Source organism: Pseudorhodoplanes sp. (genome assembly GCA_032027085.1).
Lineage (GTDB): Bacteria > Pseudomonadota > Alphaproteobacteria > Rhizobiales > Xanthobacteraceae > Pseudorhodoplanes.
Window position 1 is genome coordinate 2,474,029 of sequence record JAVSMS010000001.1, and the last position, 20,529, is coordinate 2,494,557.

Below are 20,529 nucleotides of genomic sequence, written 5' to 3' on the forward strand. Positions count from 1 at the left end.
CCCCTCGAAGGATGGGGCGGCCCCCAATAGTCTCGGCCTCATCCCTCGAGACGGCCTTCGGCCGCTCCTCCAAGATGAGGTCTCAGGTTGGAGCGTCCATGTCCGAAGCCAAGTCCGAAAAAACCCCAGTCACCGTCCTCACCGGCTATCTCGGCGCCGGTAAAACCACCTTGCTCAACCGCATTCTGTCGGAACCGCATGGCAAGAAATTCGCCGTGATCGTCAACGAATTCGGCGAAATCGGCATCGATAACGACCTCGTGGTCAATGCCGATGAGGAAGTGTTCGAGATGAACAACGGCTGCGTCTGCTGCACGGTGCGCGGTGACCTGATCCGCATCATCGAAGGCTTGATGCGACGCAAGGGCAAGTTCGACGCCATCATCGTCGAGACCACCGGTCTCGCCGATCCCGCGCCGGTGGCGCAGACCTTCTTCGTCGACGAAGAGGTCGGCAAGAAGACCCGGCTCGACGCGGTGGTGACGGTTGCCGACGCTAAATGGCTGAAGGATCGTCTCAAGGATGCGCCGGAAGCCAAGAACCAGATCGCCTTCGCCGACGTGATCCTGCTCAACAAGACCGACTTGGTGAGCAAGGAAGACCTGGAAGAGGTCGAGGCGCGCATCCGCGGCATCAATCCCTATGCAAAGCTGCATCGTACCGAGCGCGCGAAGATTGCGCTGGACGAAGTGCTCGGCCGCAACGCCTTCGATCTCGACCGCATCCTCGATATCGAGCCGGATTTCCTGCGCGGCGACGACGGACATCATCATGATCACGACGATCATCATCACCATCATGATCACGCGCATGACGGCCATCATCATCACGACCTGAAGCATTATCACGACGAGGAGATGCAGTCGCTCGCGCTGCGGACCGACCGGCCGCTCGATCCGGAGAAGTTCTTCCCCTGGATTCAGAATCTGGTGGCGACCGACGGCCCGGCGATCCTGCGCTCCAAGGGCATTCTAGCCTTCAACGATGATCCCGACCGTTTCGTCTTTCAGGGTGTGCACATGATCCTCGACGGCGATCACCAGCGCCCCTGGCAGGACGGCGAGAAGCGCGAAAGCCGCATCATCTTCATCGGCAAGAACCTGCCCGAGCAGAAAATCCGCGAGGGGTTTGAGAGCTGCGTGAAATAGGTCTCGGTCGTCCCGGCCGAACACGCAAGCTTGACTGCGTGCGAGAGCCGGGGCCCATAACCCCGATGTCTGTTATCTTGCCCAAACTTTGAATTTTGGTGGTTATGGGTCCCGGATAGCCTTCGCTTCGCTCAGGTTTTTGGGACGACCGGAGAAATAACGTTGACAGAGTCCCGATCCGACATCCCCTCCATCACCGATAAAACCCCACCCCTGAAAGCCGGCGAGTCCGTTGTCGGTGTGCATTTCCTCGGGGACCGCGCCGTGTTCGTCACCGGCGAAGAAGCGCTGCTGTTTGTCGCGCCGGATGGCGGCGAACAGCGTGTTGCCATGCATGCCGGCGGCATCCTCGCCTCGGCCGGCAACGGCGAGCGTGTCGTCACCGGCGGTGATGATGGCAAGGTCATTGCGACCAACGCCGCCGGCGAAACGCGCATCATCGCGTCAGACGAAAAGAAGCGCTGGATCGATCACGTCGCCCTTGGCCCCGACGGGGCCGTCGCCTGGTCGGTCGGCAAAACCGCCTTCGTGCAAAACAGGAAGGGCGAGGGGCGCAGCCTCGACCTAGCCTCAACCGCCGGCGGTCTCGCGTTCATGCCCAAAGGCTTCCGCCTCGCCATCGCGCATTACAATGGCGCGACACTCTGGTTTCCGAATGTGCAGGGCAAGCCCGAGACGCTGGACTGGAAAGGCTCGCATCTTGGCATCACCGTCAGTCCGGACGGCAAGTTCATCATCACCCCGATGCAGGAGCCGATGCTGCATGGCTGGCGGCTGATGGACGGCAAGCACATGCGCATGTCGGGCTACGCCGCGCGCGTGCGCTCGATGGAATGGACGGCGGGCGGCGATTTTCTTGCCACCGGCGGCGCCGACCAGCTCATCCTCTGGCCGTTCCAGACCAAGGACGGCCCGATGGGCAAGCAGCCCACCCTGTACGCGCCGCATTCGGCGCGGCTCAACATCGTCGCCTGTCATCCGAAGCAGCCGGTGGTTGCGTGCGGTTATGCCGATGGCCTGGTGCTGCTGGTGCGCGTCGCCGACGGCGCCGAAATATTGGCGAAGCGGCCCGGCGACGCGCCGATCTCCGCGCTCGGCTGGAGCAATGCCGGAACACGACTGGCGTTTGGGTGTGAAGACGGCGAGGCGGGTATCGTCGATTTGACGTGAAATCGGCGGGAATTCGTAGGGCGGGTTACGCGCCGAGGCAAGTTGGCGGATTACGCTTCGCTAAATCAGCCCTACGAACTCCGCCGAAAGCAAAACGGGCGGCCGTGTGGCCGCCCGTTCCAGGTCTGCGCTTCCCGCGCTCAGATCACATATTGCCGCAGCGGCGGAAAGCCGTTGAAGCCGACCGATGAATACATTGTCGTGTAGGCCCCGGTGGCTTCGATCAGCACCTTGTCGCCGATGGCGAGTGACACCGGCAGCGGGTAGGGGTTCTTCTCGTAGAGCACATCGACCGAATCGCAGGTGGGTCCCGCCAGCACACAAGGGGCCATCTCGTCGCGGTCACGCTTGGTCCGGATCGGATAGCGGATCGATTCGTCGATGGTCTCGGCGAGACCGTGGAACTTGCCGATGTCGAGATAGACCCAGCGCACCTCATCCTCTGGCGAGCGCTTGGCGATCAGCACCACTTCCGCTTCGATCATGCCGGCATTGCCGACGAGGCCGCGGCCCGGCTCGATAATGGTTTCCGGGATGCGGTTGCCGAAATGGCGCCGCAGCGCGCGGAAGATGGCGCGACCATAGGATTCGAGCTTCGGCGTCTTGCGCAGATATTTCGCCGGGAAGCCGCCGCCGAGATTGACCAGCGACAGGTTGATGCCACGCTCGGAGCAGGTGCGGAACACCGCCGCGGCCGAGGCGAGCGCAGCGTCCCAGGCCTGCACATTCTGCTGCTGCGAGCCGACATGGAAGGAAATGCCGTAGGCGACGAGGCCCTGCCGGTGCGCCAGCTCCAGAATGTCGGCGGCGAATTCCGGCTCGCAGCCGAATTTGCGCGACAGCGGCCATTCGGCACCGGTGCCGTCGCAACGGATGCGGCAGATCACCTTGCTGCCGGGCGCCGCGCGCGCGACCTTCCCCACCTCCGCCTCGCAATCGATCGCGAAGAGGGTGATGCCGAGCTGGAAGGCCGCCGCGATCTCGCTCTCCTTCTTGATCGGGTTGCCGTAGGAGATGCGGTCGGGCGTTGCGCCGGCGGCCAGCACGTCGCGCGTCTCCTGGATCGAGGCGACGTCAAAGGAGGAGCCGAGCTCGACCAGAAGCCTGAGCACTTCCGGTGCCGGATTGGCCTTCACTGCATAGAACACCTTGGTGTCGGGCAGGGCGTTGGCGAAGGCGAGATAGTTCTCGCGCACGATGTCGGTGTCGAGGACGAGACATGGTCCGTCCTCACGGCGGTTCTTCAGAAATTCGCGGATGCGTGCGGTCATCGACCGGTTCCCCTCAACCAGCATGCGCGGCGAGAGCCGCTGCAAATGGACCTTTGATGATGCGTGCCGGCGGCCGCTGGAACGGCGTCCTTCAACATCACCGCGATAACTCTGCCTTGGTCCGGATGGGGAGATCCCGCTCCGCACGGCCGGCAATGACTGACAAGCCTTTTTAGTGCTCCGGCATTTGCGCCAGCGTTCCAAAAAAGCCCGCTCCGTCGTTGCTTTAAGACGCGTCCCCCGTTGAGAGCGGGGTGGGCCGGTTTCGCCTCCGGCTGCCGGTCACTCGTGCAAGGAGGAAGCGTTGCTATCTCCTTGGCGGCTGTCCGGCCTCTTGTCCGGATACCTACCGACCGACACACGTCCACAGGCACGTGCGAATTTGGGCAGGCGAAAAATAAATCGAATCGACTCGTGCAGCAAGTTTTTTTGACTCACCGAACGAGAAGGCGAGCGTCGCTCGCGCGGCGCTCGCCTTCTTCCGGTCACGATCTCTTAACGCATCTTAACGATTGCTTGCTGCCGCGATGCGCGCGATACGCCGGCCCTGGGGTAACGCATTCCCCGCGGCTTGGCTCGCATCGTCGGCCAATTGTCCCGCAGCACACCGAACAGCCAGGCGATCCCATCATCCATCATCGCTGCTTTCGAGGCGACGGCCTGCAGCGGGTCACCACCGAGAGGAATCGGCGGCTCGGTCACAGTCAGGTCGAACCGCTTCGCATGAAGCGACACAAAGTGTCTCGGGATTGCCATGATGAGGTCCGTCTCCGCGATCACCGCAAGTGCCAGCATGAAGTTCGGAACGGTCAAGGCGATGCGCCGGCTGAATCCACGCTCGGCAAGCAGCCCGTCCACGAAACCGTAGCTGTCGCCGCTTTGGGATACGAGCAGATGCTGCGCGGCGCAGAATGTCTCCAGGCTGGGCGACCTTGCGAAAGGATGACGGGGGCGCGAGGCGATAACGAAGTCCTCGTCATACAGCGTATGCGAGACGAAGCGCGCCGGAATCCCGGAGAACGGCGCGATGGCGATATCGAGCGCGCGCGCGTCCAGTTCGGTAAAGGCATTCATCCAGACATGGCCCCGCGTCGGGCTGCCGGCTGACGGTAAGAGCTGGCGCAACCTGATATCGATATTGGGAGCCATCCGGCGCAGCACCGGCAACAGCTGCGGCAGGACGACAGCATCCGGAGCGCCGATCGTGAAGGTGCGGCGCGATCTGGCAGGATCGAAGGGCTCCACGGTCGCAACGATCCGACTTACGCGTGTCAGGATATCGGCGATCGGCGCGGCGAGCTGTGTCGCGCGCTCGGTGGGCACGACGCCCTTTGGCGCGCGCAGAAACAGCGGGTCTTTGAACATCTGGCGGAGTCGCCCGAGACCGTGACTAACGGCCGACGGCGTGAGGTTCAGCCGCCGTGCGGCGCGGCCGACATGCGCCTCCTCCATGACTGCCTGGAACAACACCAGCAGGTTGAGGTCATTCCGCGAGATGTTAATTTCGTTCAGCATTATACTGAAATCATATCATTGGATTCATCATGGTCCAGCGCCCATTTTCGCGCATGCAGCGGTTCGCGCGGTGCGGCCGCCACAACCATGTTGGAGATTCGAAGAATGTTGCGATTGTTCAACAAAGACGCAGGCACAGATGCTGCGACGCGCGAAAGCTTCGCGGAACTCAACTCTTTCGATGCCGGCGGTGGACTGCGGCAGCGGGCGCAACGAACGCCCCTGCTGTCGTTGTCGGAGGCGGCGGCAGTGATCCGGTTCTGGATCGAGGCCGGACGCGAGGAGTGGTTCGGTCAGCGCCCGGAATTTGACCAGAGGTTCCGCGAGCGGTTCTTGTCCCTGCATGAGCGGGTCGCGCGTGCGGACACTGCAAGCCCGGATTCGGCCGACGAGTCGCTTGCGCTGTTGCTGCTGCTCGATCAATTTCCCCGAAACGCATTTCGCGGCACCCCGCGCATGTACGCGACCGATGCGCTCGCCTGCCGTATCGCGGACGCAGCGCTGCGCGCGGGGCATGATCAGAATTTCGAGACCGATCTCAGGCCATTCTTCTATCTGCCGTTCGCCCATTCCGAAATCCTGGCGGATCAGGAACGCTCGGTCGCGCTCGCGGCATCGCTGCCGGAGCCGGTCCCGTCCCATGCCCGGCGGCATCGCGACATCATCCGCCGCTTCGGCCGCTTCCCGCATCGCAATCCGATCCTCGGTCGGGCGATGCGGTCGGAGGAGCAGCAATTTCTCGATGAAGGCGGCTTCGCCGGGTGACGTGCGCGTAGAAACAGCCATGGCCGGGCGCGACCCGGCCATGGCTCCAATATGGAGAACGCGTTGCCGGGCCACGCCGCTCGCGGCCAGCAATGACGTCGTGCTATCGCACCAGCACGTTCCGGAATTGCCACGGGTCGCTCTCGTCGATGTCTTCCGGAAAGAGTCCGGGACGATCGGTGAGCGGCGTCCAGTCGGTGTAAACGCCGACCACGGGGCCGAGATAGGGCCGCTGCACCTCGAGGCAGCGGCGGAAATCCATCTCGTCGGCCTCGATGATGCCGGCATTCGGATTTTCCAGCGCCCAGACCATGCCCGTCATCACCGCCGAGGTCACCTGCAGGCCGGTTGCGTTCTGATACGGCGCCAGTTCCCGCGTCTCGTCGATCGAGAGCTGCGAGCCGTACCAATAGGCGTTCTTCTTGTGGCCGTAGACCAGCACGCCGAGCTCGTCGATGCCATCCACGATCTCGTTTTCGTCGAGAATGTGGAACGTATCCTGCCGCTTGCCGGCCTGGCCGAACATCTCGTGCAGCGACAGCACCGCGTCGTTGCAGGGATGATAGGCGTAGTGGCAGGTCGGCCGGTACACGACCTTGCCGCCCTCACGCAGCGTGAAATAGTCCGCAATCGAAATTGACTCGTTGTGGGTGACCAGGAACGCGCGCTGCGCCTGCGCCGTCGGCGTCCAGGAGCGCACGCGCGTGTCGGCGCCCGGCTGCAGCAGATAGATCGCCGAGCCGCAGCCGCTCTTGTGATGATGGCCGTTCGCCGGCATCCATTTTTCATGCGTGCCGAAGCCGAGCTCGGACGGCTGCAGGCCTTCGCCGGTAAAGCCCTCCACCGACCAGGTGTTGACGAAGACATTCTGCGGCTTCGGCTTCTTGGCGCGCTGGGTGTCGCGCTCGGCGATATGGATGCCTTTCACGCCGAGCTGCTGTGCCAGCCGGCCCCATTCCTCGCGGCTCGCCGGCTCCTTCACCTTCAGGCCGGTGTCGCGGGCGATGTCGAGCAGCGCCTGCTTCACGAACCAGGACACCATGCCGGGATTGGCGCCGCAGCAGGACACGGCGGTGGTGCCGCCCGGCTTCTTGCGGCGCGCCTCGAGAATGGTCTCGCGCAGGGCATAGTTGGAGCGCGCTTCCGGCCCCTTCTGCGGATCGAAATAGAAGCCGGCCCAGGGCTCGACCACGGTGTCGATGTAGAGCGCGCCGATCTCCCGGCACAGCTCCATGATATCGAGCGAGGAGGTATCGACTGAAACGTTGACGCAGAAGCCCTGGCCGCCGCCCTTGGTCAGAAGGGGCGTGAGCAGCTCGCGGTAATTGTTTTTGGTCACTGCCTCGTGGACGAAGCGGATGCCGCGCTGGTCGAGCAGGCTTCGATCCTTGTCCTCGGGGTCGATGACCACGAAGCGCGCCTTGTCGAAGGCAAAATGCCGCTCGATCAGCGGCAGCAAGCCTTTGCCGATCGAACCAAATCCGATCATGACGACGGGGCCATCGATCTTGGCGTGCACAGGCCAGGTGGTCATCTTTCTTTGCTCCCAGGACTCTTCAGGCGTGTTCGGGATGGGCGAAAGGCGGGGCCATCGCGGAAGACGCTCCGCGATAGCCCCAAAGTGAAGGGCTGGCAAACTCAGGCTGCGCGCGGTGTGCGCCTGTTGACAGCCTTCCGCTCCGCCGCGATGTCGGGCTTCGCTGCCGGACGACCGGTCGCGCCGATCAGGCCGCGGGCGCCGGCAAGGGCGCCGGCCGTCAGCTCGAGGCCGAGCAGCCGGTGCTGCTCATACGCACCTGGCATCCGCAGCGATCCGGTCTTCTCCGCCGAGAAGCCGAAGCGGCCATAGTAAGGCGCGTCGCCGACAAGCAGGATCGCGTCATGGCCGCGCATGCGCGCCGCACTGATCGCGTGTTTCATCAGCCTGGCGCCAAGGCCCTTGCCCTGGTGCGCCGGATCGACCGCCAGCGGGCCGAGCAGCAATGCCCGCTGTCCGGGTCCGGCCGACACATTCCAGAGGCGAACGGTGCCGACGATCGTGTCGCGCTCGGTCGCGACGAAGGACAGGCCGTCCGCCGGCAGTCGGCCCTCGCGCAGGCGCGCCGAGGTCTTGGTGAAGCGCGCGGATCCGTAGGCGCGGTCGAGCAATGCTTCGCGCGCGGCAATATCGGAGACGCGTTCCTTGCGGATGGCGATCATCGGTCCACTCCGTCCTGGACCGTCACCTGAGGCGCGCACGCAGCGCGCCTCGAAGGGTGACAGCCAGGTCCTTGACGTTTTGGCCGTCGCCCTTCGAGGGCCTCGCCGCGCGAGGCCCGCAGGATGACGGATGAATGCCGTTAAGAGAAAAGGGGAGCCGGCTTCGGCCGGCTCCCGGCGATGTCAGATGTGATACGTCTTCAGCGGCGGGAAGCCGTTGAAGGCGACCGATGAGTAGGTGGCCGTATAGGCGCCGGTGCCCTCGATCAGCAGCTTGTCGCCGATCTCCAGGCTCACCGGCAGCAGATACGGCTGCTTCTCGTAGAGCACGTCCGCCGAGTCGCAGGTCGGGCCGGCGAGGATGCACGGCGACATCTCCGCATCGTCGCGTGGCGTCCTGATCGGATAGCGGATCGACTCGTCCATCGTCTCGGCGAGGCCGCCGAACTTGCCGATGTCGAGATAGACCCAACGCACCTCGTCCTCCTCGCTCTTCTTGGAGACGAGGACGACTTCGGTCTCGATCACGCCGGCATTGCCGACCATGCCGCGGCCCGGCTCGATGATGGTCTCCGGGATGCGGTTGCCGAAATGCTTGCGCAGCGCGCGGAAGATCGCCGAGCCGTAGGTCTTCACCGTCGGCACGTTCTTCAGGTACCTGGTCGGGAAGCCGCCGCCAAGATTGACCATCGACAGGTTGATGCCGCGCTCGCCGCACTCCTTGAACACGGCGGCCGCCTGCGCCAGCGCACGGTCCCAGGCATGCTGGTTGCGCTGCTGCGAACCGACATGGAAGGAAATGCCGTAGGCGGCAAGGCCCAGCCGGTGCGCGTGCTCCAGCACGTCCGCGGCCATGGCCGGCTCGCAGCCGAACTTGCGCGACAGCGGCCATTCCGCGCCGGCGCCGTCGCACAGGATGCGGCAGAACACCTTCGCCTCAGGCGCCGCGCGGGCGACCTTCTCGACCTCGGCCTTGCAGTCGACCGCGAACAGGCGCACGCCGAGCGCAAAGGCGCGCGCGATATCGCGCTCCTTCTTGATGGTGTTGCCATAGGAGATGCGGTCGGCCGTCGCGCCGGCCGCGAGCACCATCTCGATCTCGGCGACCGAGGCGGTGTCGAAGCACGAGCCCATCGAGGCCAGCAAGGACAGCACTTCCGGCGCCGGGTTCGCCTTCACGGCGTAGAACACGCGGCTGTCCGGCAGCGCCTTGGCGAAGGCGTTGTAATTGTCGCGCACGACGTCGAGGTCGACGACAAGGCACGGCCCGTCATCCCGGCGCTGGCGCAGGAACTCGCGAATGCGGTCGGTCATCTCGCTCTCCAAAACGGCACAAGGGGACGGCTGCGCCGTCCGCGATGAGCGCCGGTCCGCGATGGACGCCGCCGCGCGATGGAAGCGCGACAAGCGCCGGGCTCGCGACCCGACTGGCTGCCTTGGATTGGAAAGGGAGGATCCCGTTCCGCACACCTGGCAATGAAGGACAAGCCTCTTCGGCTACAGGTCCGGCTTTTGGACAGCCGGGAGTTACCTAGAAGCCCGCTCCGTCGTTGCTTTAAGACGCGTCCCCCGTTGAGAGCGGGGATCGCCGGTTTCGCCTCCGGCTGCCGGTCGCTGATGCAAGGAAGGCAGGTCCCTTCCTTAGGCGGCTATCCGGCCTCTTGTCCGGACGCCCACCGACCGACACACGTCCACAGGCACGTGCGAATTTGGGCGAGGTGCAGATAAGAAAAGTGCACTTCGAATGCAAGCATTGATTTGCCTGCACACAGAAAATCTCTCGCCGGACGTAAACGTTTGGAAAGAATTGCAGCGCCGCTCACCCGGTGAACGGCTCGACCTTCTTGGCGTTGCGCACGAACTGCACCATGACGAACAGCCCGATCAGGAAGAAGATGCCCTGCAGCGCGCGCGCGACATACTCGCCAAGCTGGAACAGGTTGGAGATCGCCCAGCCGGCGGCAAAGGCGACGCCGAACACCTCGGCGGCGATCAGGATCGCCGCGCTGATCACGGTCAGCACGTTCAGCCAGTGGATGCGGCGGCTTCGAGCCATGGGGTTCTCCTTCAAGCGGGCGGCAATGTCGTCGAAAGGGCGGGTCTGATCAAGTCTGGATTTATGGGGCCGAAAGTCCCATTTCAGGCTCAATTCACCCTCCTCCTGCATGGAATCCCCGCATGACACAGGCGCCCGACACCAATCCGCTGCTCAAGCCATGGCCGGGGCCGGACGGCGTGCCGCCCTTTGCGGCGATTCGGCCGGAGCATTTTGTCCCTGCCTTCGAGCAGGCGATGGCACAGCACCGGGCCGAGATCGACGCCATTGCCGGCCAGAGCGCCGCGCCGGACTTCGACAACACCATACGGGTATTGGAAGACAGCGGCCGGATGCTGGATCGTGTCTCCGCCGTCTTCTTCAATCTGGCGGGCGCCCATACCAGCGACGCCATCATGCAGATCGAGCGCGAGATGGCGCCGAAGCTCGCCGCGCATCACAACGCCATCAACCTCAACGAGGCGCTGTTTCGCCGGGTCGAGGCGGTGTGGACCAAGCGCGCCGGCTTGACGCTCACGCCGGAGCAGGCGCGCGTGCTGGAACGCCACCGCACCGCTTTCCGTCGGGCCGGCGCGCATCTGGAGCCGGCAACAAAGAAACGCCTCGCGCAGATCGGCGAGCGGCTCGCGGAACTCGCCACCGCCTTCGGCCAGAATGTGCTGGCCGACGAGCAGGATTACCGGCTGGTGCTGGAGGCGCCGGACGACCTTGCAGGCCTGCCCGATTTTGTGGCCGCGGCGGCGCGCGAAGCGGCAGAGGAAAGAGGCCTGCCCGACAAGCACGTGATCACGCTTTCGCGCTCCAGCGTCGAGCCATTCCTGCAGTTCTCCGCGCGCCGCGATTTGCGGGAGAAGCTGTTCAAGGACTGGACCGCGCGCGGCGACAAGGGCGGCGCGACCGACAACAAGGCGATCATCGCAGAGATGGTAAAGCTGCGGGCCGAACGCGCGAAGTTGCTCGGCTATCCGACCTTCGCGCATTACCGGCTCGACGACTGCATGGCGAAGATGCCGGCGGCCGTGCGCGACCTGCTCGGCGAGGTCTGGCCGCGCGCCCGCGCCCGTGCGCTGGCGGATCGCGACGCCATGCAGCAGCTCGCTCAGGAGGAGGGCGGCAATTTCCGTCTCGCGCCCTGGGACTGGCGCTACTACGCTGAGAAGCTGCGCAAGAAGCTGCATGACGTCGATGAGGCGACGATCAAGTCCTACCTGCAGCTCGACAGGATCATCGAAGCCGCCTTTGACACCGCGCATCGCCTGTTCGGTCTGAATTTCAAGGAGCGCCGCGACGTGCCGGTCTGGCACCCCGACGTGCGCGTGTGGGATGTCACCGCGGCCGATGGCCGTGCGGTCGGTCTGTTCTTCGGCGATTATTTCGCGCGTCCCTCGAAACATTCCGGCGCCTGGATGACGACGTTGCGCGACCAGGAGAAGCTGAACGGCGACGTGCGGCCGCTAGTGGTCAATGTAATGAATTTCAACAAGGCGGCGGACGGCGAGCCGACGCTCCTTTCCTTCGACGATGCGCGTACGCTGTTCCATGAATTCGGGCATGGCCTGCACGGTCTGCTCTCGGATGTGACTTATCCGAGTGTGTCCGGCACCAGCGTGCTGCGCGATTTCGTCGAACTGCCCTCGCAGCTTTACGAGCACTGGCTGGAGCGGCCGGAGGTGCTGCGGCGCTTCGCCGTGCATCACAAGACCGGCGAGCCGATCCCGGAGGCGCTGCTGCAGAAGGTGCTCGATGCGCGCGCCTTCGATCAGGGCTGCGCGACGGTGGAGTATGTCTCCTCGGCAATCGTCGATCTCGATTTCCATTCTCTGGAAAGCGGCGACGTGCCCGATGTTGTTGCCTTCGAGAAGGCCGCGCTGGATCGCATCGGCATGCCCGACGAGATCGTGATGCGGCACCGGCCGTCGCATTTTCAGCACGTGTTCTCGGGCGACGGCTATTCCTCGGCCTACTACTGCTACATGTGGGCGGAGGTGCTGGACGCCGACGCCTTCCGCGCCTTCGAGGAAGCGGGCGACATCTTCGACCCGGAAACCGCGAAGCGGCTGCGCGACAATATCTATGCCGCCGGCGGCGCCCGCGATCCGGAGGCCGCCTATATCGCCTTCCGCGGAAAGATGCCGACGCCGGACGCCTTGCTGCAGCGGCGCGGGCTGCTCGATGCGGTGCCGGCAGGGGAGGCTTAGCCTCGTTCGTCATGGCCGGGCTTGTCCCGAGCATCCACGTCTTTTATCCATGGCGCTCCCGTAAAGACGTGGATGCCCGCGACAAGCGCGGGCATAACGGAAACACATAATGCCTCTCCACTCCGCCGGATTTCGCCGCGGCGTTTGCGCCGCGCCCCATCATGCCGCCGCCGAAGCGGGCCGCCATGTGCTGGCGGAGGGCGGCAATGCGCTCGAGGCGATGGTGGCGATGGCGGCGACCATCGCGGCGGTCTATCCGCACATGAATCATGTCGGCGGCGACGGCTTCTGGCTCCTTCGCGAGCCGTCGGGGCGCGTGCGCGCGCTGATGGCGCCGGGGCCGGCGGGCGCGAAGGCGACGCCGGCCTTCTATCGCGAGCGCGGGCATGACACGATCCCGCCGCGCGGGCCGCTCGCAGCCCTCACCGTGCCGGGCGCGATCGGCGGCTGGATGATCGCGCTCGAAGCGGCCGCCGCGCGGGGTGGCAAGATGCCGCTCGACGTGCTGCTCGCGAACGCAATCGGTCATGCGCGCAATGGCTACACCGTCACGCGCAGCCAGGCGGCGCTCACCAGCGAGAAGCTTTCCGAGCTGAAAGACGTGCCCGGCTTCGCCGACGCGTTCCTGGTCGACGGCAAGCCGCCGGAGCAGGGCACGACCATGAAGCAGCCGGCCTTCGCGGCCATGCTCGATCATCTGGCGAATGCCGGGCTCGACGATTTCTATCGCGGCGACGTCGGACGCGAGATCGCCGCCGACCTGGAGCGCATCGGCTCGCCGGTGACGCGCGCCGATCTCGAGCGCTACAAGGCCTATGTCGCGGAGCCGCTGTCGGTTACGCTGAAGGCCGCCACGCTCTACAATGCGCCGCCGCCGACGCAAGGGCTGGCCTCGTTGATCATTTTGGCACTGTTGGAGCGGCTGCGCGTTACCGAAGCCGAGAGCTTCGATTTTGTGCATGGCCTCGTCGAATCCACCAAGCGCGCGTTCCGCGTCCGCGACCGCGTGATCACCGATCCGAGCAAACTGAAAGAGCCGCTGGAAAAATATCTGGAGGAGATGTTTCTCGACCGGGAAGCACAGCGAATAGATCGCAAGAAGGCCGCGCCCTGGCCCGCTCCTGCGGACAAGGGCGACACCATCTGGATGGGCACCGCCGATTCATCCGGCCTTGTCGTCTCCTATATCCAGTCGATCTACTGGGAATTCGGCTCCGGCTGCGTGCTGCCGGCGACCGGCGTCTTGTTGCAGAATCGCGGCGCCAGCTTCAGCCTCGACAAGAACGCCGCAAATCCGCTTGAACCCGGCCGCTTGCCGTTCCACACGCTCAATCCGGCGCTTGCCGTGCTCAAGGATGGCCGCGTCATGGCCTATGGCACCATGGGCGGCGACGGCCAGCCGCAGACGCAAGCCATGCTGTTCGCCCGTCACGCGCTGTTCCGCCAGCCGCTCGATCAGGCCATCGACGCGCCGCGCTGGCTGCTCGGCCGCACCTGGGGCTCGGCGCATACCAATCTGCGCTTGGAGCAGCGCTTCGACGGCAATCTGATCGACCGCCTGCTGTCAGCCGGCCATGACGTTGAGGTCATGAACGATGCCTATTCCGACACGATGGGCCATGCCGGGGCGGTGGTCCTGCATCCCAATGGCACGCTGGAGGGTGGGCACGATCCGCGTGCCGACGCCGGCGTTGCCGGAATTTGATGTCATAAAGGACGTTCGGCCTCTATTCCGCCGCACTCCGTGATATCGTCCGCCTCATCCGAATTTCACCGGCAGCTTTTATGACCCGTGTGCTGAAAGCCCTGTTTGCTGCGGCTTTGACGCTCGCTTGCGGCGCGACCGCGGCGAACGCGCATCCGCATGTCTTCGTCACCGTCAGGAGCGAGATCGTGCATGACAGCGAGGGCAAGGTGACCGGAATCCGTCACGCCTGGACCTTCGACGACATGTTCTCGACCTATGCGACGCAGGGACTGGAGCAGAAGCAAAAGGGTGTCTTTACCCGCGAGGAACTGGCGCCGCTCGCGGAGGTGAATGTCACCTCGATGAAGGAGTTCGATTTCTTCACCGAAGGCAAGCTCAACGGCCAGAAGATCGAGTTCGCCGACCCGAAGGATTACTGGCTCGATTACACCAACCAGGAGCTGACGCTGAACTTCACCTTGCCGCTGAAGACGCCGGTCGCGGTCAAGGATCTCAATCTCGATATCTACGATCCGGTCTATTTCGTCTCATTCGAACTCGCCGAGAAAGATCCGATCACCCTCGTCGCCGCGCCGGCGGGCTGCAAGCTGAATGTCGCCAAGCCGAACGACACTGGCGGCGCCAAGAATCTCGGCGAGAGTTTTTTCAACAACATGGATCCGAAGAATCCATTCGGCACGCAATTCGCCAACAAGATTTCCGTGAAATGCCAGTGACGCCGGTGCGGAAGCGATTTGGGTTGCTGCTCGCTGTGTCGGCGGCGATCGTCGTCGGTGGTGCGGCCCTTGTCGATGCGGCGCTGGCGCAATCGGCTCCCTTCGGCGTGCCGCGGCCGCAGACACCGGCAGCGGCGCCGGACGGGATTGTCGGCTGGCTGCTGGCCAAGCAGGCGGAGTTCTATCGCGCGCTGTCGGGCATGATCCGCGCGGCCAAGGCGGACGGCAGCGCGGTGTGGGGATTGTTCGGGCTGTCTTTTCTCTACGGCATCTTCCATGCCGCCGGTCCCGGTCACGGCAAGGCGGTGATCTCGTCCTACGTCGTCGCCAACGACGAGACCTGGCGGCGCGGCGTCATTCTGTCCTTTGCCTCGGCTTTCCTGCAGGCGCTGGTGGCGGTGGCGTTGGTCGGGGTGGCCGCGATCCTGCTTGGCGCGACGGCGCGCGTGATGAGCGATGTGGTCCGCTATATCGAAATCATCAGCTATTCCCTGATCACGCTGCTGGGCCTGCGACTGCTCTGGGTCAAGGGCCGCGCCGCCATTGCGTCATTCCGCGAACTGCAGGCCGAGCACGAGCATTTCCAGCATGCACATGCACATGCACATGAACATGGACATGGACATGGACATGGACATGGACATTCTCACCATCATCATGGCCATGCCCATCACGCGCACGACCATGAGCACGACGCGCATTGTGGTCACGCGCACGGCCCGGAGCCGAAGGATCTCGCCGGTCCGGGCGGCTGGCAGCGCGGGTTAACAGCGATCGTCGCGGTGGGCCTGCGGCCCTGCTCGGGCGCAATATTGGTGCTGGTCTTTGCGCTAGCGCAAGGTCTCTTCTGGGCCGGCGTCGGCGCGACCTTCATGATGGGGCTCGGCACTGCCATCACCGTCGCCGCCATCGCCACCATTGCCGTCGGCGCACAGGGCTGGGCGCGCCATCTGGCCTCCTCGCAGCCCGGCAGCGGCACATTGGCGATGCGCGGCCTGGAAGTGGCAGCGGCCCTGTTCGTATTCCTCTTCGGCCTGGCGCTGCTGACCGGCTATATGGTCAACGAGCGAATGTTCCCGGCGTAAATTTATTATTGTCACGCCTCACCCGATCTCGGATTTATCCGAGATCGGTATATTCAGCAAAGTCGGGTAAACCCGACTTTGCGTAGCGGGGCATCCAATAATCACTGAAAGCGAGATGTTTACTGGATTGCCCGGCGAAGCTTGTCATCCGGCCGCGCTTCGCGCGGACCGGGTGGCGGGCGATGACAGATGCAAAGCCTGAGGGGGCAGTATGAAAGCCGACAAACTTTTCGATCTCACGGGGGAAGTAGCGCTCGTCACCGGCGCGTCCAGCGGGCTTGGCCTGCGCTTCGCCGAAGTGCTTGCGGCCAATGGCGCCAGGGTGGTGCTGGTGGCGCGGCGTGCCGAGCGCCTTGCCGACGTGAAAGAGAAGATCGAGAAGGCCGGCGGCAAGGCCATCGCGGTGGAAGCCGACGTGCTCGATCGCGGCGGCATGAAAAAAGCCTTCGACGCCGCCGAGAAAGCTTTCGGCACCGTCACTATTCTTCTCAACAATGCCGGCATTGCGCATACCGACCGCGCCATCGATCTGTCGGAAGACACCTGGAAGCAGGTCCTGGCCATCGATCTCGACGCGGTCTTTTTCTGGTCGCAGGAAGCGGCCCGCCGCATGATCGCAGCGAGCAAGAAGGGCTCGATTGTCAACATTGCTTCGGTGGTCGGCTTCAACGTGTCGAAAGGCATCGTCGCCTATGCGGTCGCCAAGGCCGGTGTTGTGCAGGTCACCAAGGCGCTCGGTTTGGAGTGGGCCGGCAAAGGCATTCGCATCAACGGCATTGCGCCCGGCTGGTTCACCACCGACATCAACCGGGAGTTCCTCGCCAGCGAGCGCGGGCAGGCGATCCGCCGGGAAATTCCCATGGAGCGGTTCGGCGAAGACGGCGATCTCGACGGGGCGTTGCTGCTGCTGGTATCGCAGGCGGGCCGTTTCATGACCGGCGAAACCATCCTTGTGGATGGTGGGCAGTCGGTTGCCTTGCGCGGCTAATCAGTGTGCAATGCGCCAAATTTCGTGCCGCGGCGTGCTGCTGCAATTTCCTTCTGCGCAAGCGGACCCACACGAAATTGACTTGGGCGCGAGAAGTGTCAGCATTGCTGACACATAGACAGCAGACTACATAAATTATATGGGCCGGCCCAGAGTTTCAGCCGTCGGAATTTTCGTTCCTGCGTTGTCCTGGGCCGAGGAGAGGCAAGGAAATGACCCTGCGGCAGGTCAGCCTGGATGATAAATATGATTTGAGCCGGCGGCAGATCTTCGTCACCGGCTATCAGGCAATCATTCGTCTCTGCCTGATGCAGAAGGAGCGCGACCGGCGTGTCGGCCTCAATACGGCAGGTTATATCACCGGCTATCGCGGCTCGCCGCTCGGCGGCCTCGACCTGCAGTTCATCCGCGCGCAGAAATTCCTCGCGCCCAATGACATCAAGTTTCAGGCCGGCCTGAACGAGGACCTCGCGGCCACCGCCCTGTGGGGCACGCAGCAGGCGGAACTGCGCGGCGAGGGCAGGTGCGATGGCGTGTTCGGAATGTGGTACGGCAAGGGACCGGGCGTCGACCGCACCGGTGACGCGTTCCGCCATGCCAACCTCGCCGGCACTTCCAAACATGGCGGTGTACTCGCGCTGATGGGCGACGATCACACGGCCGAATCCTCCACGACGGCGCATCAGTCGGAATTCCATTTCGTCGACGTGATGATTCCCATCCTCAGTCCGGCGGGCGTCCAGGAATTCCTCGACTACGGTCTCTATGGCTGGGCGATGTCGCGTTTCTGCGGCACCTGGGTCGCGCTCAAATGCATGCATGAGACCGTCGAATCGACGGCGGTGGTCGACGGCAGCCTCGACCGCATCAACATCGTCATGCCGACCGATTTTGTGCCGCCTGAAGGCGGCCTGAACATCCGCCTGCGCGACACATTCCTCGGCCAGGAAGCACGGCTGCACGACTACAAACGCGATGCCATGCTGGCCTTCGTGCGCGCGAACAAGCTGAACAAGATCATCACCTCGGGCGGGCCGAACGCCAGGATCGGCATCATCACCACCGGCAAATCCTATCTCGACGTGCGGCAAGCCTTCGACGAGCTCGGCATCGATGAAGTGGCTTGCAACAATCTTGGCATTCGGCTGTTCAAGATCGCCTGTCCTTGGCCTATCCCGAAAGACGAATTGGTCGAGTTTGCGAAAGGTCTCGATCTCATCATTGTCGTCGAAGAGAAACGCTCGCTCATCGAAGTGCAGGTGCGCGAGGAGCTTTACGGCACCGCCAACCAGCCGACCTGCATTGGCAAGAAGGATGAACGCGGCAACTGGCTGTTCCCAGTCAAAGGTGCGCTTGATCCGAACGAGGTCGCAATCTGCATCGGCGAACGTCTGCTCGCCTACGGTCCCAATGACGCGATTGCGACGCGCGTCTCGCGCCTGAAACAGGCGCAGCATGCGCTGGCGGAAATCCAGGAGGTCGCGGCGCGGACGCCGTATTTCTGCTCCGGCTGCCCGCACAACACCTCGACGGTGGTGCCGGACGGCATGCGCGCCTATGCCGGCATCGGCTGCCATTTCATGGCGCAGTGGATGGACCGCTCGACGCTCGGCTTCACCCAGATGGGCGGCGAGGGCGCCAACTGGATCGGCGAAGCGCCCTTCTCCAAGCGCGATCACGTCTTCCAGAATCTCGGCGACGGCACCTACAACCATTCCGGCTATCTTGCGATACGCGCCGCCATCGCCTCCGGCGTGAACATCACCTACAAGATTCTTTACAACGACGCGGTCGCCATGACCGGCGGTCAGGCGAATGAAGGCGGCCTCAACGTGCCGCAAATCGCGCAGCAGGTCGCGGCCGAAGGCGTCAAGCGCATTGCCGTCGTTAGCGACGAACCACAGAAATATCCGAGCGGCATCGACTGGCCGCGCGGCGTTACCTTCCATCACCGCGACGACCTGAACGAGGTGCAGAAGGAGCTCGCCGCGATTCCCGGCACCACCATTCTGATCTACGACCAAACCTGCGCCGCCGAGAAGCGACGCCGGCGGAAACGCGGCACCTTTCCCGATCCTGACAAGCGCATCCTGATCAACGAACTGGTCTGCGAAGGCTGCGGCGATTGCGGGTTGAAATCGAACTGCGTGTCGGTGCAGCCGCTGGAAACCGAGTGGGGCCGCAAGCGCACCATCGACCAGTCGAGCTGCAACAAGGATTATTCCTGCATCAAGGGTTTCTGCCCGTCCTTCGTGACGGTGCATGGGGCCAAGCTGAAGCGCGGCGAGGCAGTGGCCGAAGGCGACCATCTGCCCGCTCTGCCGGAGCCTGGATTGCCGCAGATCGGCACACCCTATGGCATTATTGTCACTGGCGTTGGCGGCACTGGCATCGTGACCATCGGTGGTGTGCTCGGCATGGCCGCGCATCTCGAAGGCAAGGGCGTCGGCATCATCGACATGGCCGGTCTCGCGCAGAAGGGCGGTGCGGTCTACAGCCACATCCGCATCTCGAACAAGCCCGATGAAATCCACGCCATCCGCATGGCGGCGGGCGGCGCCGACCTGGTACTGGGTGGCGACATCGTCGTTGCCGGCAACAAGAAGGTGCTGGCTGCCGTCAAGCACGGGTCCACCAGGATCGTCGCCAATCTCGCCGAATTCCTGCCGGGCGATTTCACCCGCAATGCCGACTTCTCGCTGCCTATGGAACGGCTGAAGCGCGCCATTCAGGCGGCGGCGGGCCGTGAGAATGTGTCATTCGTCGATGCCGGACGCCTTGCGACGGCTTTGCTCGGCAATTCGATCGCGGCCAATATTTTCCTCGTCGGCTATGCCTATCAGCTCGGCGCGTTGCCGCTCTCGGCGGAAGCGATCGAGAAGGCGATCGAGATGAATGGCGAAGCGGTGGCGATGAACCAGGCCGCTTTCCGCTGGGGCCGCCGTGCCGCGCTTGATCTCGCCGCCGTCGAGAAACTGGCGCCGCTCGCCGCGGCGCAGGATGACAACCGCCGCCTGTCGCAATCCTTCGAGGAGACCGTGCAGCGCCGTGTTGCCTTCCTCACCGATTATCAGAACGCGGCTTATGCCGGGCGCTACCGCAAGCGGGTGGAGCAGGTGCGGGCCGCCGAGCAATCGAAAACGCCGGGCAAGCAGGGGCTGGCCGAGGCCGTTGCGCATTATCTGTTCAAGCTGATGGCCTACAAGGACGAGTACGAGGTCGCGCGTCTCTATACCGACGGCACTTTCCTGAAGCAGGTCGACCAGACATTCGCTGGCGACAATCTGCGCTTTGAATTCCATCTGGCGCCGCCGCTCCTCGCCAAGATCGACAAAACCACCGGCGAGCCGAGGAAGATGAGCTTCGGCCCCTGGGTGCTAAAGGCGTTTGGCGTGCTCAAGCGCTTCAAGTTCCTGCGCGGCACGCCGCTTGATATCTTCGGCTATAGCGAAGAGCGCCGCACCGAGCGCAAGCTGATCGCCGATTACGAGGCGATGCTTGATGAAATTCTGCAAAAGCTGACGCCGGAGAATCATCCCCTCGGAGTCGGACTTGCCGCGATCCCTGAAAAGATCCGCGGCTTTGGCCATGTCAAGGCGCGGCATCTGAAGGCTGCGAAGGCCGATGAGGCCGCCTTGCTCGACCAGTTCCGCGCAACCTCCTCGCCGATGCTCAAGGCTGCGGAATGACGCAGGCTGTGTCGAGCGGGC

At 63.8% G+C, this 20,529-nt stretch carries 15 protein-coding genes; 9 read left to right on the forward strand and 6 right to left on the reverse strand.

All coding sequences use genetic code 11. The features are described 5' to 3' along the window. Window positions 1–98 precede the first annotated feature (98 nt). Both RO009_11940 and RO009_11945 read left to right on the forward strand, forming a co-directional pair. Entirely contained in the window at window positions 99–1,148 is a 1,050-nt protein-coding gene (locus RO009_11940) for a GTP-binding protein (protein MDT3685736.1), read from the forward strand. A 162-nt stretch (window positions 1,149–1,310) separates the two neighbouring features. Continuing rightward, the gene (locus RO009_11945) at window positions 1,311–2,318 is read left to right on the forward strand and encodes a WD40 repeat domain-containing protein (GenBank protein ID MDT3685737.1); all 1,008 of its coding nucleotides are present in this window, start codon (window positions 1,311–1,313) and stop codon (window positions 2,316–2,318) included. 140 nt (window positions 2,319–2,458) lie between these two features. Here RO009_11945 and RO009_11950 read toward each other — a convergent pair whose 3' ends face one another. Then, complete coding sequence (locus tag RO009_11950; protein ID MDT3685738.1) at window positions 2,459–3,589, reverse strand: type III PLP-dependent enzyme; 1,131 nt, start codon at window positions 3,587–3,589, stop codon at window positions 2,459–2,461. Between the two features lie 495 nt (window positions 3,590–4,084). Continuing rightward, window positions 4,085–5,104, reverse strand: a complete 1,020-nt coding sequence (locus tag RO009_11955) for a LysR family transcriptional regulator (GenBank protein ID MDT3685739.1) — start codon at window positions 5,102–5,104, stop codon at window positions 4,085–4,087. Between the two features lie 105 nt (window positions 5,105–5,209). On the opposite strand from RO009_11955, the gene RO009_11960 reads away from it, so the two are divergent. Continuing rightward, entirely contained in the window at window positions 5,210–5,869 is a 660-nt protein-coding gene (locus RO009_11960; protein MDT3685740.1) for a DUF924 family protein, read from the forward strand. 103 nt (window positions 5,870–5,972) lie between these two features. Here the strand turns inward: RO009_11960 and RO009_11965 are convergent, their stop codons facing one another. The 4 genes from RO009_11965 to RO009_11980 all read right to left on the reverse strand — a co-directional run bounded on the left by RO009_11965 (window position 5,973) and on the right by RO009_11980 (window position 10,124). Then, window positions 5,973–7,403 carry a homospermidine synthase gene (locus RO009_11965; protein ID MDT3685741.1) on the reverse strand — a complete coding sequence of 477 codons (1,431 nt, stop codon included), beginning with the start codon at window positions 7,401–7,403 and terminating at the stop codon, window positions 5,973–5,975. A gap of 104 nt (window positions 7,404–7,507) precedes the next feature. Further along, window positions 7,508–8,068 carry an N-acetyltransferase gene (locus RO009_11970; protein MDT3685742.1) on the reverse strand — a complete coding sequence of 187 codons (561 nt, stop codon included), beginning with the start codon at window positions 8,066–8,068 and terminating at the stop codon, window positions 7,508–7,510. A gap of 183 nt (window positions 8,069–8,251) precedes the next feature. Next, entirely contained in the window at window positions 8,252–9,382 is a 1,131-nt protein-coding gene (locus tag RO009_11975) for a type III PLP-dependent enzyme (GenBank protein ID MDT3685743.1), read from the reverse strand. 505 nt (window positions 9,383–9,887) lie between these two features. After that, window positions 9,888–10,124, reverse strand: coding sequence for a hypothetical protein (locus RO009_11980; GenBank protein ID MDT3685744.1), 237 nt, complete (start codon window positions 10,122–10,124; stop codon window positions 9,888–9,890). Window positions 10,125–10,246: 122 nt separating this feature from the next. On the opposite strand from RO009_11980, the gene RO009_11985 reads away from it, so the two are divergent. The 6 genes from RO009_11985 (at window position 10,247) to RO009_12010 (ending at window position 20,508) form a co-directional block, all read left to right on the forward strand. Next, window positions 10,247–12,322, forward strand: a complete 2,076-nt coding sequence (locus tag RO009_11985; GenBank protein MDT3685745.1) for a M3 family metallopeptidase — start codon at window positions 10,247–10,249, stop codon at window positions 12,320–12,322. Between the two features lie 109 nt (window positions 12,323–12,431). After that, complete coding sequence (locus RO009_11990; GenBank protein ID MDT3685746.1) at window positions 12,432–14,027, forward strand: gamma-glutamyltransferase; 1,596 nt, start codon at window positions 12,432–12,434, stop codon at window positions 14,025–14,027. An 80-nt stretch (window positions 14,028–14,107) separates the two neighbouring features. Further along, the gene (locus tag RO009_11995; protein ID MDT3685747.1) at window positions 14,108–14,746 is read left to right on the forward strand and encodes a DUF1007 family protein; all 639 of its coding nucleotides are present in this window, start codon (window positions 14,108–14,110) and stop codon (window positions 14,744–14,746) included. Next, window positions 14,737–15,831 (forward strand): nickel/cobalt transporter, encoded by a 1,095-nt coding sequence (locus RO009_12000; protein ID MDT3685748.1) that lies wholly within the window; start codon window positions 14,737–14,739, stop codon window positions 15,829–15,831. The genes RO009_11995 and RO009_12000 overlap by 10 nt, the downstream gene beginning before the upstream one ends. Window positions 15,832–16,042: 211 nt before the next feature. Further along, the gene (locus tag RO009_12005) at window positions 16,043–16,819 is read left to right on the forward strand and encodes a glucose 1-dehydrogenase (GenBank protein ID MDT3685749.1); all 777 of its coding nucleotides are present in this window, start codon (window positions 16,043–16,045) and stop codon (window positions 16,817–16,819) included. A 212-nt stretch (window positions 16,820–17,031) separates the two neighbouring features. Next, a complete protein-coding gene (locus RO009_12010; GenBank protein ID MDT3685750.1) occupies window positions 17,032–20,508 on the forward strand; it encodes an indolepyruvate ferredoxin oxidoreductase family protein in 3,477 nt (1,158 codons plus the stop codon). The last annotated feature ends 21 nt before the right edge of the window (window positions 20,509–20,529 follow it).